The organism is Actinoallomurus sp. CA-142502 (genome assembly GCF_050936355.1).
In the GTDB taxonomy this organism is placed as follows: Bacteria; Actinomycetota; Actinomycetes; order Streptosporangiales; family Streptosporangiaceae; genus Actinoallomurus; species Actinoallomurus iriomotensis.
In genome coordinates this window covers 4,749,414-4,764,697 of record NZ_JBNJMY010000001.1, presented here as the reverse complement: position 1 = coordinate 4,764,697, position 15,284 = coordinate 4,749,414, and the positions used below count along the sequence as shown (strand labels likewise).

The window sequence follows — 15,284 nt, the reverse complement described above, 5'->3', positions numbered from 1 at the left end:
CCTGAGCCGCCGGCCGCCGGCCGCCGGCCGCCGCGAGAGCACACACGACACATGCAGCATCCGTTCAGGCGGCAAGACGATCTGTCAACGCCGCCAACAGCAAGGAAGACCAGCCATGAGAAGAACTTCGATCATCAGACTGACACGTTTCTTGAGTCTCACTTTCGCGGGAATATTTGCGGGGTTCCTTGTCGGGGTCCTTGTCCTCGAGTCGTCCCTGCGCCACTATGACCGCTTCGTCTACACCCAGGTTCGGCAGGTCGAGCTTGACCGTCTAGACACTCTCGCCTCCGTAACCCTCATCCCCGCTGTGATCACCACAGCGGTCCTGGTCGCCGCCGCGATCAAGATGAGAGGGCGTTTCTTGTGGCTGACCCTGGCGGCACTCATCCTCCTCCTGAGTGTCTTCGTCACGACAATCATCTTCAACCTGCCGATCAACAGCGACCAGACCGGCTGGAGCGTAAAAGCGCCTCCCGCGGATTGGGCGAGCGTTCGCGACCGCTGGCAGATCGCACATGCCGTACGGACATGCGCGGCCGTTCTCGCACTCGCTTTCCTCAGCACGACGGCGATAAGTAGACCGCCCACCAACTCACGGGCACCCCATGCAACGAATGCCTAAGCCAGTCCGTCCCGTTCCCTCCGGCACCGCTCAACGCGGCACCACCGGGAACCTCCTACGCTGGGCCAAGCGCCACAACACACCCGCCTGGACTTCCCCGCCACCTCAAAACCGAGACTAGGGTTCATATCCCGTGCGAATTATCTCCCTCAACGCCTGGGGCGGCGCGGTGTTCGACGACCTCACCCGCTGGCTCGCCACCTGCGACACCGACATCCTGTGCCTCCAAGAAGTGACCCACACCCCGACGGCCAACGGCTGGACACGCTTCGAGGACGCCGAGCGGTCACTGCCACAGCGGGCAGATCTCCTATCCGACATCCGCTCCCTGCTCCCAAGCCACCAGGCGCTCTTCACCGCCAACGACGCCGGCCCGGTCCACGATCAGACCGGTGGCCTGCACCAGCAGGAGTTCGGTCTGATGGCCCTCACCGCTCCCGGCCTTCCCCTCGTCGGCATACGATCGACCTTCATACACGGCGCCTACGTCGAGTACCAGAGCCACTGGCCGGCCGGTGATCGCCCCCGTGCGGCTCAGGCCCTACGTGTCTTCGACCGCCAAGCACAGCGGTTTGTCACCGTCACCCACCTGCACGGCCTGCGGGATCCGAACGGGAAGACCGACAGCCCAGCGCGGCGAGCACAGGCCGACCGACTCGCAGACCTCATCACCAGCGTCAGCCAAGAAGGCGACCTGATCGTGGTCTGCGGCGACTTCAACCTACTGCCCAACAGCGAGACGTTCCAGATCCTCGCCAAGCTCGGACTGGTCGACCTTGTCCAGGATGCCGACACCAGAACCTCGCGCTACCCCAAGCCACTACGACACGCGAGCTACATGCTGGTATCCGAACCCAGCGCCGTTCAGCGGTTCGACATCATTGCTCGACCTGAGGTGTCCGACCACCGTGCCCTGATGCTCGATCTCTAGGGACTGTAAGACACACGTTCGGCTCTGTCGCTCTTTCGGTGGTGACCGAGGGTGAGCTATTGGCGGAGGATGCGTACGTGCTGGCGATGATCGAACACCACAGCCGCCGGATCCGTATCCTGGGCGCGACCGGTTTGTCTCAGGTCTCCGAGCCTGGCGTCACGAGCCCCACCTCGTAGGCCAGGACGATCGCCTGGGCTCGGTCCCGTAGGTTCAGCTTGCCCAGGATCCGGGTGACGTGCGTCTTCACGGTCGTCTCGCTGAGCCGCAGGGTCTGCGCGATCTCGGCGTTGTTCTGGCCCCGGGCCAGGACCGTCAAGACCTCCAGTTCCCGGGCCGTCAGCGCGGACAGATCGCCGGTGAGGGGAAAGGACCGACGATCCCGCCGGGCATAGCGCTGGATCAGCCGACGGGTGATCACCGGTGCGAGCAGGGCATCGCCGGTCCGCACCAGTCGCACCGCCGTGACCAGCTGTTCCGGCGACACGTCCTTGAGCAGGAACCCGCTCGCGCCCGCGGCCATCGCGGCGTACACGTACTGGTCGAGGTCGAAGGTCGTCAGGATGACGATGCGCGGGGCCGGGCCACCACGACCAAGGATCTGCCGGGTCGCCTCCAGTCCGTCGACCCGCGGCATCCGGATGTCCATCAGCACCACGTCCGGGCTTGTTCGGCGTACGAGTTCGAGCGCTTCCTCGCCGTCGCCGGCCTGACCGACGACCTCGATGCCGTCCGCGACCAGGATCATGGTGAATCCGCTCCGCACCAGGGCCTGGTCGTCGGCGATGACGACCCGGAGGGCGTCGCTCATCCGGCGTCCGTCGGGATCTGGGCCTCCAGGCGGTAGCCGCCACTCGGCAGGTGTTCGGTCTCCAAGGTTCCTCCGTAGATCCCGACGCGCTCTCGAAGCCCGACGAGGCCGTGCCCACCTCCCATGTCGTCCATGCGGGTGCGCTGGGGGTCCCCGGCACCGTTCGCGTCGCCGGCGGTGTTGGTGATGCGGAGCCGGACCGTCCGGGGAAGGTATTCGACCAGCACGGTGACCTGCGAGCCCGGGGCATGCTTCAGGGTGTTGGTGAGCGCCTCCTGCACCACCCGGTAGGCCGCGAGGTCGACACCCGGCGGCAGCGGCGTAACGGGCCCTGTGACCTGCAGCTCCACGGTCGCGCCGGTGTCGCGTACCCGGCCGACCATGTCCGCGATCTGATCGACGCCCGGCCGCGGTGCGAGCATGGTCCTGTCCGCGCCGCTCCCGCTCTCCTGGCCTGCGCCGAGCGGCTCGATGTGGGCTTCGTCGCCGTCCATCGTGAGCAGCCCCATGACGTGCCGCAACTCGGTCATGGCGGCCCGGCCGCCGCTCTCGACGGCGAGCAGGGCCTCTCGGGCCAGTTCCGGCCGGCTGTCCATGACCTTGCGAGCGGCCCCGGCCTGTATCACGAGCACACTCACGTTGTGGGTGACGACGTCGTGGAGATCGCGGGCGATGCGCGACCTCTCCTCCTCGACGGCCCGCCGGGTGGCGAGTCGCTGCTGGAGTTCCAGGGCGCGGATCTGCCGCCTCCAGGTGTGGATGGTGGCCGCCGCCAGCACCACCGGCACGAGGAATCCGACCATGAGAATGCCAGGACGAACCGACGTCAGATCGGGCCGGTAGTCGGCCAGCAGCACCACGGTGCCGAGCAGGACACTGCTGATCGCCGGCATCTGGTACGGACTGTGCATCGCGGCGCTGTAGGCCGCGATCACCGTGGCCACCACCAGGAATGTCGGATCCACCCCTGAGGCGTGACGGCTGAAGTGCACCACGAGCAGGACCAGCCAGAACGTGGTCAGTGGCACCCGCCGTCGGAACACGAGGGGTGCCGCGACCGCGAGGCCGATCACGATCCCCCAGGCCCGCCTCGAACTGGCGAGGGCGGCCGTGGAGTCGGCCAGGTCGCCGTGGACGCCCGCGCGAGCGGCGATCAGGAGGGCGACCAGGAACGCCAGCCCGCCGTCCAGCAGCAGGGCGCGGCGGGGCACCGGCCCGGCGGGGCCGCCCGGGCGCCCTAAGGCGGCGATACTCGCCCTCCATCGGCCAAGGACTTCGTGCACCTTGACAGTGTCGCAGGGGCACCCGCCGACACGCATCGCCCGCGGTGACCACACGGCCGGTCCGAGCGATGTACATCGTGAGGATGACCTCGGACCGGGTTCCACATCGCGGACGACGCGGCGGCCGGTGATCCGCTTCTAGCGTCGAGGTATGGAGAAGACGACCAGCTCGGGGGCTGGCCCCCTTATTTCAATCAGTCATCTGACAAAGCGGTATGAGGCCGGAGATCCCGCGCTGAGCGACCTCACTTTGGAGGTTCGGCGCGGCGAGGCGCTGGCCGTGCTGGGGCCCTCCGGCAGCGGCAAGTCGACCTTGCTCAACATGATCGCGGGACTCGACGAGCCCGACGAGGGCACGGTGACCGTGGACGGCGTCCGTGTCGACCGGCTCGGTGAGGCCGGCTCTGCCAAGTACCGCCGGGCGACGATCGGCATGGTCTTCCAGTTCTTCAACCTGCTGGACGACCTGACCGTCCAGGACAACGTGCTGCTGCCGGCCCAACTGGCCGGCATGCCCCGGGCCGAGGCCCACGAGCGCGCCTTCGAACTGCTGGCCGACCTCGGCATCGAGCAGTACCGGGGCACCTTCCCGGGGCGCCTCTCCGGCGGCGAGCGCCAGCGTGTCGCTCTGGCCCGTGCGCTCATGAACCGCCCGCCCCTGATCCTGGCCGACGAGCCGACCGGTGCGCTGGATCGTGCGTCCGCCGGCAGCGTCGTCCGGCTCATCCGCGAGCTCAACGAACGCGGTCAGACCATCCTGCTGGTCACTCACGACACCGGCCTCGCGGCGAGTTGCGCCACGCGTACGATCGAGCTGGTGGACGGCCGGCTCGCCCGAGACGGCGCGGCGGTCACCAGATGACCGGGGGCCTCGGCACCATCGTGCGCGCGGGCGTCGGGCGCCGGCGCGTCCAGACCGTGGTCATGGGTCTCACGGCCACGCTCGCGGTCACCGCGTCCGTACTGGCCGCCGGTTTGATCGTCGCGTCCGAGGGCCCGTTCGACCACGCGTTCAACCGGAAGCACGGAGCCCACCTGTCGGCGCGCTTCGACTCGTCGCAGATCACCTCGGCCCAAGTGGCCGCCACCGCGCGGGCCCGCCAGGTCACGGCCGCCGCCGGCCCCTACCCGCTGGTGTCGGTCAAGCCGACCCCGGTGGACACCGGCGGGGGTCTGCCGTCGGGCATCCAGCTGACGTACCTGACGGTCGTGGGTCGTCGACCCGGCGGCTCGGTCGACGACCTGACCCTCACCAAGGGGCGCTGGGCCACCAAGCCGGGCGAGATCGTGATGAGCGCCCACAACGAGCCCTTCGTCCTGGGCAACACCATGCGCTTCCCGGGGGTGCCGGGCGACCCGCTGTTCAAGGTCGTCGGCATCGCCCGTTCGGCCGGCGAGACGGCCGATGCCTGGGTCCCGCGGACGACGATTCCCTCGCTCACGGCCTCCGGCGGCCGGCCGGACTACCAGATGCTCTACCGGTTCAAGAAGGCTTCGACCAACGCCCAGCTGGACGCGGACCGGACCGCGGTCGCCGCCCTGGCACCCGGGAAGTCGCTGGTCGGAGTGCAGTCCTGGCTCAAGGTACGGCTGGCCGCGACCCGTGCCTCGGCGACGTTCGCGCCCTTCATCGTTGTGTTCGGCATCCTCGGTCTCGTCATGTCGATCCTGGTCGTCGGGATCGTCGTGGGCGGCGCGGTGGCGGCCGGCACACGTCGCATCGGGATCCTCAAGTCGCTCGGATTCACGCCCGGTCAGGTGGTGCGGGCCTACCTGGGGCAGGCTCTCATCCCCGGTGGTGCGGGAATCCTGCTCGGTCTGGTCCTCGGGAACCTCGCGGCAATCCCGGTGATGGGCGACACGGCAGAGGTGTACGGCGTCGGCCGAGCCGGCATCGCCCCCTGGGTGGACGCCCTCGTCGCGGCGGTGACCCTTGTCGCCATCGCCACCAGCGCCTGGGCTCCGGCTCGCCGAGCGGGGAACCTGCGCACCGTCGAGGCCATCGCCGTGGGTCGCACGCCGAGTGGCGACCGGGGTCGCGTGGCCCGACGGGTGCTCGGGCGGCTTCCTCTCCCCCGCCCGCTGACGCTCGGCCTCGCCACACCGTTCGCGCGTCCCGGTCGCTCGGCGACGATGGCGGTCGCCGTGGCGATCGGCACGATCGGCGCCACGTTCGGAATCGGGCTGGCGCTCTCCCTCAACGGCATTCAGAGCGGCATCAACCTCCGATCTCCGGGTGACGTGGTGGTCAGCGACCTGACCTCGCCCGTGAACACCGACAAGGTCGACGCCGCGATCACCCGGCAGCCGGGCACCGGGCAGTGGTTCAACAGCGCCGAGGCGGATCTCGGGGTGGCCGGTCTGGCCGGCGCGACCACGGTGATCTCCTACCAGGGTGATTCCTCCTGGGCGTCATGGCAGATGATCCGGGGACGCTGGTTCCACGGGGCGGGCGAGGTCGTCGCAGCGTCCGGTTTCCTGCATGCGACCGGCACGCGCATCGGCGACGGCATCACGCTCGTCAACGGATCCCGGTCGTCGACCGTCAAGATCGTGGGAGAAGTCCTGGGCGTCCGCCAGGAGGGCATGCTCATCGTGCTCGACCGGACGTCGATCGCCGCACTGCGGCCGCAGATGGACCCTCTCTCGTACCAGTTCGACGTCCGCCTGAAGGCGGGCGTGAACCGTGACGACTACATCCAGGCGGTGAACCGGGACCTGGAGCCATTCGGCGTCTCGGCGACCCGGAACAGCGACAAGCTCAGCGACACCGTGGTCTCCATGGATGCTCTGGCCGGCGCCCTCACCATTCTTCTGCTCTGCGTCGCCGGTCTCGGGGTGCTCAACACCGCCGTCCTCGACACCCGCGAACGAGTACACGATCTCGGTGTTCTCAAGGCACTCGGCATGTCACCGCGGCAGACGACAGCCATGATCATCACGTCCGTGGGCGGTGTCGGTCTCATCGCCGGCGTGGTCGGCGTTCCCATCGGCGTCGCCCTCCACGGTGTCGTCGTTCCGATCATGGGCCGCGCCGCGGGGACCGACATTCCGGCCGTCGACGCGGCGGTCTACGACCTGCCGCTCGTGATCCCGCTGCTCCTGGGCGGACTGGTGATCGCGACCGCAGGCGCTCTGCTGCCCGCCGGGTGGGCGACTCGCACCCGGACCGCCGTCGCCCTCCGCACCGAGTGACCGCCCGAGTCCATTCGATCCGTCTTGAGGAATCGGGCAGGGTGTGCAGGTGTAGACCCGGTCGCCAGCCGTGAACCGCTGCGAAGGTGCCCCTCCGGCGCGGGAACCTGGTCGACTCGACACCGTCGGTTCCTTTGCGGGAGGGGCACCCGGCTCACCTGCACGCCGGCGGTCACCGGCTCGCGATCACCGTGGAGCACGCAGGCTAGCGCTGCAGCGTCAGCAGACCCGGACGCCACGGCAGTTGGTCGTACGGGCCGCCGGCGCTGGGGGACTTGCCCTGGTAGAGGAACTGCAGGTTACAGGGATCGATGGTCATGGTCTGGTCGGGGTTGCTGCGGACCAGGTCACCATGGCTGATGTCGTTGGTCCAGGTGGCCCCGCTGTTGGCCTTGCCCGCGAACGGGTTGCTCTCGCTGGCGGCCTGCGGAGTCCACGAACCGCTCAGGCTGGAGGCCGTGAACGAGCGGAAGTACCGCCCATTCGCCCCCATCGCCTCAACGATCATCAGGTACTGGTTCTGACCCTGGACCTTGTAGACCTGGACCGCCTCGAACAGGTTGGCCGTCGAGTCGCTCATCACCGTCGTGTACGACGAGCCGAAGCTGCCCGGGAAGTTCCCGATCGGCATGCTCGCCCGGTAGATCTTGCCGTTGTCACCGGCGAAGAACAGGTACATGTTCGAACCGTCACCGATCAGCGTCTGGTCGATCGGGCCGGTGCCGGAACCCGAGATGCTCCCGGTGAACAGCGCCTGCGGCGAGGACCAGCCATTGGGATTGGTGGGGTCGCTCGACGTCCGGTAGATGAAGGGCCACGCACCCCACTGGTACGCCAGCACCCAGATGTTCTTGGGCGCGAAGTAGAACAGCGTGGGCGCCACCGCGGCCTGGCTCATCCCGGTCTGGCCGGCCGAGGCCATGTCGGACCAGTTCGTGAAGGGACTGAAAGCCATCGAACCGTACGACGATCCCGACACGTTCGACGCGTAGACCAGGTGCTTGCCGTTGTAGACGACGTCGGTGAAGTCCTTGAGCGAGACCCACCCGTTCTTCGGCGTCGCCAACGCACCCGTCGACGTCCAGCGGTACGTCGACGGAAGAGAGCACGTCGGGGTCGTGCCCGACAGGCCGGTCCACTGCTGGCCGGCACCGCCGTTGCACGTCCCGATGTCCACCGCGGTGCCGTTGGCCGTGCCGGCGCCCACGGCTTCCAGGCACAGCCCCGACTCCACGCCGACCACCGTGCCGTCGGCGTTCACGCGCCACTGCTGGTTGGTACCACCGTTGCAGGTCCAGATCTCCACCCGCGTGCCGGCGGCGGTCGCGTGGTTCGGCACATCCAGGCACTTGCTGCCGTACACGGTCAGCTGGCCGCCGGTGGTCGAGGTCCACTGCTGGTTCGCGCCGCCCCAGCAGTCATAAAGCTGCAGGTAGGTGCCGTCGGTCTGGCTCTGCCCCAGCACGTCCAGACACCGGTTGGAGCCGACGCCGCGCAGGGCACCGGTGACGTCGGCCCGAGCGGGGGTGGCCATCGGGGCGGCCGCGAGAACGGCCGCGGTCGTGGCCACCGTTGCCAGCGCCGAAGTCAGCGCGCGGCCCTTCTTCCTGATACGTGATCTGTACATGGGGACCCTCCTCACGGGTCAGCTGGAGACGGACCACTTCTGGTTGCTGCCGCCCCAGCAGGAGTACAGCTGGATCTGGGTGCCGTTTCCGGTGCCCTGGCCGGCGGCGTCCAGGCACAGTCCGGACTGGACGCCGACAATGGTTCCGTCGGAGTTGACGCGCCATTTCTGGTTGTCGCCGCCGTGGCAGGAGTAGATCTGTACCTTGACGCCGTTGCCGGTGCCGGCGGCGTCCAGGCACTTGTTTCCGTAGACCTGGAGCTCGCTGGCGGAGGTGTAGGCCCACTGCTGGTTGCTGTTGCCGTTGCAGTCCCACAGCTGCACCTGGGTTCCATCGGTCGTGCTCGCGTTGGGCACGTCCAGGCAGCGGCCGGAGGCGACGCCCTTGATCTGTCCACCGCCAGTGGGCGGCGGGGAGGACGACCCGCCGTTGAGGGCGTTGAGGACGGCGGTGTAGGCGGCCTTCTTGTTGCCGTTCCCGTCGAAGAGGAGTGGAGTGTCGCCGGACCGCCAGGAGTCGCTGTCCCGTACTCCCCAGACGGTGATGCCGACGCAGCGCGAGACGGCCAGACAGTCGTTGGTCAGGTTGGCGTAGGTCGTGGGCGAGGCGCCCTGGACGTCCAGCTCGGTGATGGCCACGTCGACGCCCAGGGCAGCGAAGTTCTGCAGGGTGGTGCGGAAGTTGCCGTTGTAGGGGTCGCCGCTGTTGAAGTGGGACTGGAAGCCGACGCAGTCGATCGGGACGCCGCGGGACTTGAAGTCCCTGACCATGTTGTAGACGCCTTGGGTCTTGGCGGCGTTCCAGTTCTCGATGTTGTAGTCGTTGTAGCAGAGCTTGACGTTCGGGTCGGCCGCCCGCGCGGTGCGGAAGGCGACCTCGATCCAGTCGTTGCCGGTCCGCTGCAGGTTGGAATCGCGCCGGCCGCCGGAGCCGTCGTCGGCGAATGCCTCGTTCACCACGTCCCAGTAGGCGAGCTTGCCCTTGTAATGGGCCATCACACCGTTGATGTGGTTGATCATCGCTTGGCGCAGGGCGCTGCCGCTGAGGCTCTGCATCCAGCCGGGCTGCTGGTTGTGCCAGGCCAGGGTGTGGCCGCGGACCTGCATTCCGTGCTGCACCGCCCAGTTGTAGACCTGGTCACCGGCGCTGAAGTTGAACTGTCCCTGCTGGGGTTCGGTGGCGTCGATCTTCATCTCGTTCTCGGGCGTCACCATGGTGAATTCGCGGCCCGCGATCGTGGTGTACGCCGAGTCGCCGAGCCTGCCGGCGGCGATGGCGGTGCCGAAGTACCGCCCGCTCTGCGCCGCCGCCGCGCCGAGCGTACTCGCCGCGGCATTCGAAGGAACCGCCACCGCCAGCTCAACGGTCGTCGTCCCGACGACGCCGAGGGCGAGGGCGACCAGGGCCCGGCGGAAACGGCGGACCGATCGCCGGGTTCCGGGCGAAAGTGTTTTTCTGGTGCTCACTCCTGAGCCTCCATAACTGAAGCACGGGAAATGCCGGAAACGCGGGGACAGCCCCGCAGAATCGACGCCGCGTTCCTTCGCCGGGAACGCACACCACCAAGGCATCGCCAGTTGGTGGGCCTTGCCACGCCGGGCACGCCCAACCGCCTCGGAGAATCAGTGTGAATAGCGCCCGGAAAACGTGTCAAGGCTTTCGAAAATGTTTCGGCTTCTGATCATGGTCTGCCCCCGTCCCCTACCTCTTCCAGTGGGCAGGTATGCCACCGAAACCTTTCGAGGATCTCCCCCTGAGAGGGACTCGCCAATGAAAACTTTCATGACGGCGCTTCACCGGCCAGGCGCATCAACGCCCATAACACCAGCTGAGGCACAGTCAGCCCTGTCGCGTTTTTCGCGATGCGCAGCGGGCGCTTGACATACCTCCAAGACTCATATTTGCTCCGCCCCACCACCACCTTCGACCGACCCGCGAAAGAAAGGAGCTCGATCGACCGTCCGGATCGTCAGCGATGACATTCCGCCCACCGCGCCCGAGGTCGCGTCCGGCGCTTCGATCAGCGTGAGCGCCGGTGGCGACAACGGCTTCAACGGTGGTCAATTGGTTGCGGTCAGGAGTTCAGCGAGGCGCTCGGCTGGGGTTTGCCAGCCGAGCGTTTTGCGTGGTCCGGAGTTGAGTTCGCCTCATGGTGCAGGCTCATCTCTGAGCCCTGGTCCCAGGCCAGCGAGGGAACCGTGCGGCCTAGGTCCAACGGCGCTTGACCCTCTCGCGAAGGCGGTCGTCGAGGAAGTGCCGCCCTCACGCACCAGGGGCGTGTCCGACAAGCCCCTGTCCGGCGGCGCGGCGGCTCACCGCGTCGTCGGTCGCCGGTCGACACCAGGGCGCCTCTCCACCGAGACCGACCCGTTCTCGGCCAACGGGCCGGTCGGTGGACGCGGTCGCGCGGTCACCGCGGCCGGACGCCTCCTCGGACCGCGATCAGGCACGGGTCATGCGGCGGTGCATACCGGGGTGACGGCGGGGTTGGCGCCCGAGTAGGTCGCCTGCACTCCGAACGTCGTCGACGTGCCGGGGTTGAGAGCGCCGTTGTGGGAGACGCTCGTCGCCGTCACGTTCGCGCCGGACTGGGTGGCGGTGGCGTTCCAGGCGTTCGTGATGGACTGGTTGCCGCCGAAGGACCAGGTCACCTTCCAGTTCTTCGTGGCGGTGGTTCCGGAATCGGTCACGGTCACGGTGGCGGTGAAGCCGGAGCCCCAGTCGTTGTCCACATGGTAGGAGGCGACGCAGGCAGCGCTGCCCGACCCTCCCCCGCCGCCGTTTCCCCCGTCGCCGACCGGATCGAAGGCGGCGGACTTGACGGAGGCGAGGTAGGCGTCCTTCGTGGTGTTGACGGACGTCCAGTCGTCGTTGAGGATCCCGCCGGTGTCACCGGAGTTCGGGTTGAGGCTCCAGAACGTCCACTGGAACGCGTCCGCGCCGTACTGCGCGGTGGGACGCAGATACTTCACCAGCGCGGCGAGCCACTGCTGGTCGATGCCGGACTGCAGCGTGGTGCCGAACTCACCGACCCAGACCGGCGCGACGTTCTGGGTGAACAGATAGCCCCAGAACCGGTTCCAGACGCCGGGCAGGTTGGCCGGGAACGAAGAATCGTGGAACCAGGTCTGGTCGGCCACGCTGGTGGCGTAGTCGTGCGCGGAGTAGACCAGCCGGTTCGCCACCGAAAGGCGCACCGGGTATGTGCCCGCACCCTCGAGATTGCCGCCCCACCAGCCGGAGTCGCCGTTGTAGGTCTGGATGCCCTCGACGAAGATGAGCAGGTCGGGGTTGACCGAGAGCACCGCGTTGCCTCCTCGTTCGGCGGCCAGCCGCCAGTCGATCGAGGTGTCTCCGCAGCCCCAGCAGGCCGGGTCGTGCGGCTCGTTGTGCAGGTCGATGCCCACGACCGCCGGGTTGTTCGCGTACCGGGTCGCGAGCGCCTTCAGGTCAGCGATCCAGGTGGCCTCGCTGACGCTGGAGGTGTACCAGAGGGCGGACTGACCGGAGGAGTCGGGGCGGTGCCGGTCCAGGATGACCCGCAGCCCGACGGACCCCGCGTAGTCGACGATGTGGTCCATCACCTGGAGCGACGTGAGGCCCTGCAGGTCGGCGTTCTTACCGCTGGAGAAGTCGATGCTGTCGGGTACCGTGCCGGATTTGAGGATGTCGTCGGAGTACGGCAGCCGGAGTGTGTTGTAGCCGAGCGACTTCACCTGGTTCAGCAGGTCCTTGTAGTCCCGGCTCCAGAGTCCGTGCACCACGTGGTTCGCCGTCTCGAAACCGAACCAGTTGATGCCCGCGATGCGCACCGGATGGCCGCTCGCGTCGAGGATCTGCCGGCCGCTGGTGTGCCAGTAACCACCACCCGCGGCGCGAGCCTTCGGCGCGAGGGAGACACCGCCGGTGAAGGCGGCGAGCAACGTCAGGAGAAAGGCCACCACCAACAAGGACCTGGTCCTTGGGTGTGTTCGGGGGACGAGCATGACACCACCTCATCTCGCGTTGTGCGATTCAGGCCTCCGGCGCGTACGGCACCGGGGGCGACGGCCGGCGACACGGCGAGGGCGAGTCCTCGCCCCGTCGCGTGCCGCCGGATGGGCGTTCTGCGGCAACTGGGCGAAAACCAGTGCCCGGACAGCGGGCGTTCGCCAGTGCGCCGGACGGGCTGTTGCCGTTGAGGGCGTTGCCGCATTTCGGAGGGCGTGGTGGTTTCCGTCCGGGTCACGGCGAGGACTCCCTTCGGGCACGAGGGCTCGGCCGGCGGGTGTGGGAGCGCTCCCACACCTTCCAAGGCGTACGAATTCATGTCAAGAGGGAGATGTCCGGCTTGTTAATGAGGTGTAACCGACGAGGAGACACGCCTGGAAACGCCCCGTGCCGTGCGTCGGCGCCGGTGACACCGGCGTGAAAACCAGTGAAAACGAATCGGCGACGCACATCGCGCGAGCGGCGGCTAGAACCCACGGAGAACGCGCCATGGAACAGCCGGCGGCAGGTCGCGCGCCTCCCCGGCCGGCCGACGCAGTTGCCGACCGCGGCGGTCACGTTCGCGGCGGAGGGCCGGCAGGCGTGCGTGACGTCGACGTCCGCCCGCCTGCCTGCCGGGGATGGGAAATGACCGGTTCAGGCCGGTCAGGGCTCAGTGGGGGCGAAGTCCTAATTGGTGCCGGCCGCGTTCTCGCACGGCCACTGGTCCAGTTGCTGACCCGCGCCGTGGACGTCCAGGCACAGGCCTCTGTTCTGGTTCTGGAACGCCCACGACCCGTCGGACTGCGCCACCGGTCGCCACATCGAGTTCGCCCCGCCGTTACGCGCCCGCTGAACGATGTCCGGGACGCCCTGTGACGTCGAACCGCCCGCCACCGCCACCCCTGCTGCCGCCGACCAGCCTGTTCGGCCCGCTGGGCGCAAAGCGAAACGTCGGCTCACGACACGCAGCCGAGTTTCCAAGCGCGGCGCCCGCACCAGGCCGACCTCGATCTGCCCGTCGGCGGCTCAGTCTTCGCGTGCCGCCCGGATGGCTCTGATGGTGCGGTCGGCGGCCGTCCCGATGTCGGCGGCGCCGATATTCAGATGCGTAACGGCGCGCAGCACGCCGGGATGGTGGGCGTTGGACCACAGGACCCCCTCCTGGGCGAGCCGCTCTCGGGCGGCGTCGCGGGAGAGCCCGGTGGCGGACAGGTCCATGAAGACGAAGTTGGTCTCCACCGTGCCGGGGTCCACCGGCAGGTCCGCCTCGGCCAACCGGTCGGCGAACTCGCGCGCGTGAGCGTGGTCGGTGGCCAGCCGGTCCACATGATGCGCCAGCGCGTACCGGGCGGCGCCGGCGAGCACACCGGCCTGGCGTAGCGAGCCGCCGAGCATCTGGCGCAGGCGGCGCGCGGGGGCCAGGACGTCTGCCCGGCCGACGAGAGCGGCACCCGCCGGGCAGCCGAGCCCCTTCGAGAAGCAGACGGCGACGGTCTGTGCCCGCCCGGTGATGCGCGCGACCGGTACCCGCTGTGCGACGGCCGCGTTGAACACCCGGGCACCGTCGATGTGTACCGCGAGCCCGAGCTCCGCGCACGTGTCGTACAGCTCGTCGAGGGCTCCCAGCGGCCAGACCCGGGCGCCTGAGACGTTGTGCGTGTCCTCGACCACGGCCATCGCGGTCCTGGGTCGGTGCTCGGAGTCACGTACCTGCGCGATTCTTCGTACGTCGTCGCCGGTGAAGACGCCCGCGTCGCCGTTCAGGCCGGTGACCACCGCACCGGCCAGGAAGGCCGGTCCGCCCGCTTCGTACCGGAACATGTGGCTGTGCTGTTCGCCCAGAATCTCCTGCCCGCGCTGAACCTGGCACAGCAACGCGAGCTGGTTGGCCATCGTGGCGCTGGGCACGAAGACGGCGGCCTCCTGGCCCAGCAGTTCGACGAGTTCCTCCTCGAGCCGGAGCACCGTGGGGTCCTCGCGCTCCTGCTCATCGCCGAGGGGGGCGTTGGTCATCGCCCGCAGCATGCCCTGCGTGGGCAGGGTCATCACGTCCGACCGCAAATCGATCGAGGTCACTGGGTCTCCTATCCGCCGAGGTATCCGCCGTCGACGACGATCTGCGTTCCCGAGATGAAAGAGGCTCCGGGGGAACAGAGGAAGTACACGACGTCGGCGATCTCCTCCGGCCGGCCGCGCCGCCCGAGGGGAGGCAACCCCGACACACCTGACCGGACCTGCTCGGCGTCGACCATCTCCACCAAGCGGTCACTGCCCGGAGTGCTGATGTCGCCCGGATCGACCTGGACCACCCGGATGCCGTACGGTCCCAGCTCCAGCGCGAGCGCACGGGTCAGCCCCACCAGGGCGGACTTGCTGACGGTGTACGCGGACGCGTCGATCTGGCCGCGGTGGGCGGCGATCGAGCCGATGGTGACGATGGTGCCGGACTTCTCGGCCACCATGTGCCGGGCCACCTCACGAGCGCAGACGAACGGGCCGAGCGTGTTGACCGCCAGGATTCTCCGCAGCAGGTCATCGCCGGTCTCCAGCAGGGACGCCTTGGCGGGCAGACCGGTGACCGCCGCGCAGTTCACGAGGATCTCCGGCGGGCCGTGGGCCGCGGCGACCTCGCTCACCGCGCCCGCGATGGCGGCCGGATCGGCGACGTCGACCTGGGTCACCTCGACACCGGGCAGTGCCTCACGGGCCCGCTCGACGGTCTCGGCATCGTGCTCGAAGACCACGACGACGCGGTTCTCGGCGCACAGACGGCGGGCGATGGCGGATCCGATGCCGCCCCCGCCGCCGGTGACTATCACGCTTCGACTCATGGACCATC

12 protein-coding genes are annotated in these 15,284 nt (G+C 68.4%); 4 read left to right on the top strand and 8 right to left on the bottom strand.

The features are described from left to right. Positions 1-115: 115 nt before the first annotated feature. Together ACQEV1_RS22705 and ACQEV1_RS22700 are read left to right on the top strand one after the other, a co-directional pair. Complete coding sequence (locus ACQEV1_RS22705) at positions 116-625, top strand: anthrone oxygenase family protein (protein ID WP_433395881.1); 510 nt, start codon at positions 116-118, stop codon at positions 623-625. A 133-nt stretch (positions 626-758) separates the two neighbouring features. Next, complete coding sequence (locus tag ACQEV1_RS22700; RefSeq protein ID WP_433395879.1) at positions 759-1,556, top strand: endonuclease/exonuclease/phosphatase family protein; 798 nt, start codon at positions 759-761, stop codon at positions 1,554-1,556. A 139-nt stretch (positions 1,557-1,695) separates the two neighbouring features. Here ACQEV1_RS22700 and ACQEV1_RS22695 read toward each other — a convergent pair whose 3' ends face one another. Both ACQEV1_RS22695 and ACQEV1_RS22690 read right to left on the bottom strand, forming a co-directional pair. Beyond that, positions 1,696-2,367 carry a response regulator gene (locus tag ACQEV1_RS22695; RefSeq protein WP_433395877.1) on the bottom strand — a complete coding sequence of 224 codons (672 nt, stop codon included), beginning with the start codon at positions 2,365-2,367 and terminating at the stop codon, positions 1,696-1,698. Next, on the bottom strand, positions 2,364-3,650 hold the full coding sequence (locus ACQEV1_RS22690) for a sensor histidine kinase (RefSeq protein ID WP_433395875.1): 1,287 nt from the start codon (positions 3,648-3,650) through the stop codon (positions 2,364-2,366). The genes ACQEV1_RS22695 and ACQEV1_RS22690 overlap by 4 nt, the downstream gene beginning before the upstream one ends. A 151-nt stretch (positions 3,651-3,801) precedes the next feature. On the opposite strand from ACQEV1_RS22690, the gene ACQEV1_RS22685 reads away from it, so the two are divergent. Then, on the top strand, positions 3,802-4,512 hold the full coding sequence (locus ACQEV1_RS22685; protein ID WP_285619492.1) for an ABC transporter ATP-binding protein: 711 nt from the start codon (positions 3,802-3,804) through the stop codon (positions 4,510-4,512). Beyond that, complete coding sequence (locus ACQEV1_RS22680; protein WP_433395873.1) at positions 4,509-6,845, top strand: ABC transporter permease; 2,337 nt, start codon at positions 4,509-4,511, stop codon at positions 6,843-6,845. The genes ACQEV1_RS22685 and ACQEV1_RS22680 overlap by 4 nt, the downstream gene beginning before the upstream one ends. A 205-nt stretch (positions 6,846-7,050) precedes the next feature. Here the strand turns inward: ACQEV1_RS22680 and ACQEV1_RS22675 are convergent, their stop codons facing one another. From ACQEV1_RS22675 to ACQEV1_RS22650, 6 genes are all read right to left on the bottom strand, one after another. After that, positions 7,051-8,472 carry a non-reducing end alpha-L-arabinofuranosidase family hydrolase gene (locus tag ACQEV1_RS22675; RefSeq protein ID WP_285619496.1) on the bottom strand — a complete coding sequence of 474 codons (1,422 nt, stop codon included), beginning with the start codon at positions 8,470-8,472 and terminating at the stop codon, positions 7,051-7,053. A gap of 18 nt (positions 8,473-8,490) precedes the next feature. Further along, positions 8,491-9,939, bottom strand: a complete 1,449-nt coding sequence (locus tag ACQEV1_RS22670) for an endo-1,4-beta-xylanase (RefSeq protein ID WP_433395871.1) — start codon at positions 9,937-9,939, stop codon at positions 8,491-8,493. A 987-nt stretch (positions 9,940-10,926) separates the two neighbouring features. Next, on the bottom strand, positions 10,927-12,417 hold the full coding sequence (locus ACQEV1_RS22665; RefSeq protein ID WP_433405949.1) for a cellulase family glycosylhydrolase: 1,491 nt from the start codon (positions 12,415-12,417) through the stop codon (positions 10,927-10,929). Positions 12,418-13,132: 715 nt separating this feature from the next. Beyond that, positions 13,133-13,339 carry an RICIN domain-containing protein gene (locus ACQEV1_RS22660; RefSeq protein ID WP_433395869.1) on the bottom strand — a complete coding sequence of 69 codons (207 nt, stop codon included), beginning with the start codon at positions 13,337-13,339 and terminating at the stop codon, positions 13,133-13,135. Between the two features lie 132 nt (positions 13,340-13,471). Then, positions 13,472-14,521 (bottom strand): threonine aldolase family protein, encoded by a 1,050-nt coding sequence (locus ACQEV1_RS22655; protein ID WP_433395867.1) that lies wholly within the window; start codon positions 14,519-14,521, stop codon positions 13,472-13,474. 8 nt (positions 14,522-14,529) lie between these two features. Next, positions 14,530-15,276: an SDR family NAD(P)-dependent oxidoreductase gene (locus ACQEV1_RS22650; RefSeq protein WP_285619503.1), complete on the bottom strand. Its 747-nt coding sequence runs from the start codon at positions 15,274-15,276 to the stop codon at positions 14,530-14,532. Between the last annotated feature and the right edge of the window lie 8 nt (positions 15,277-15,284).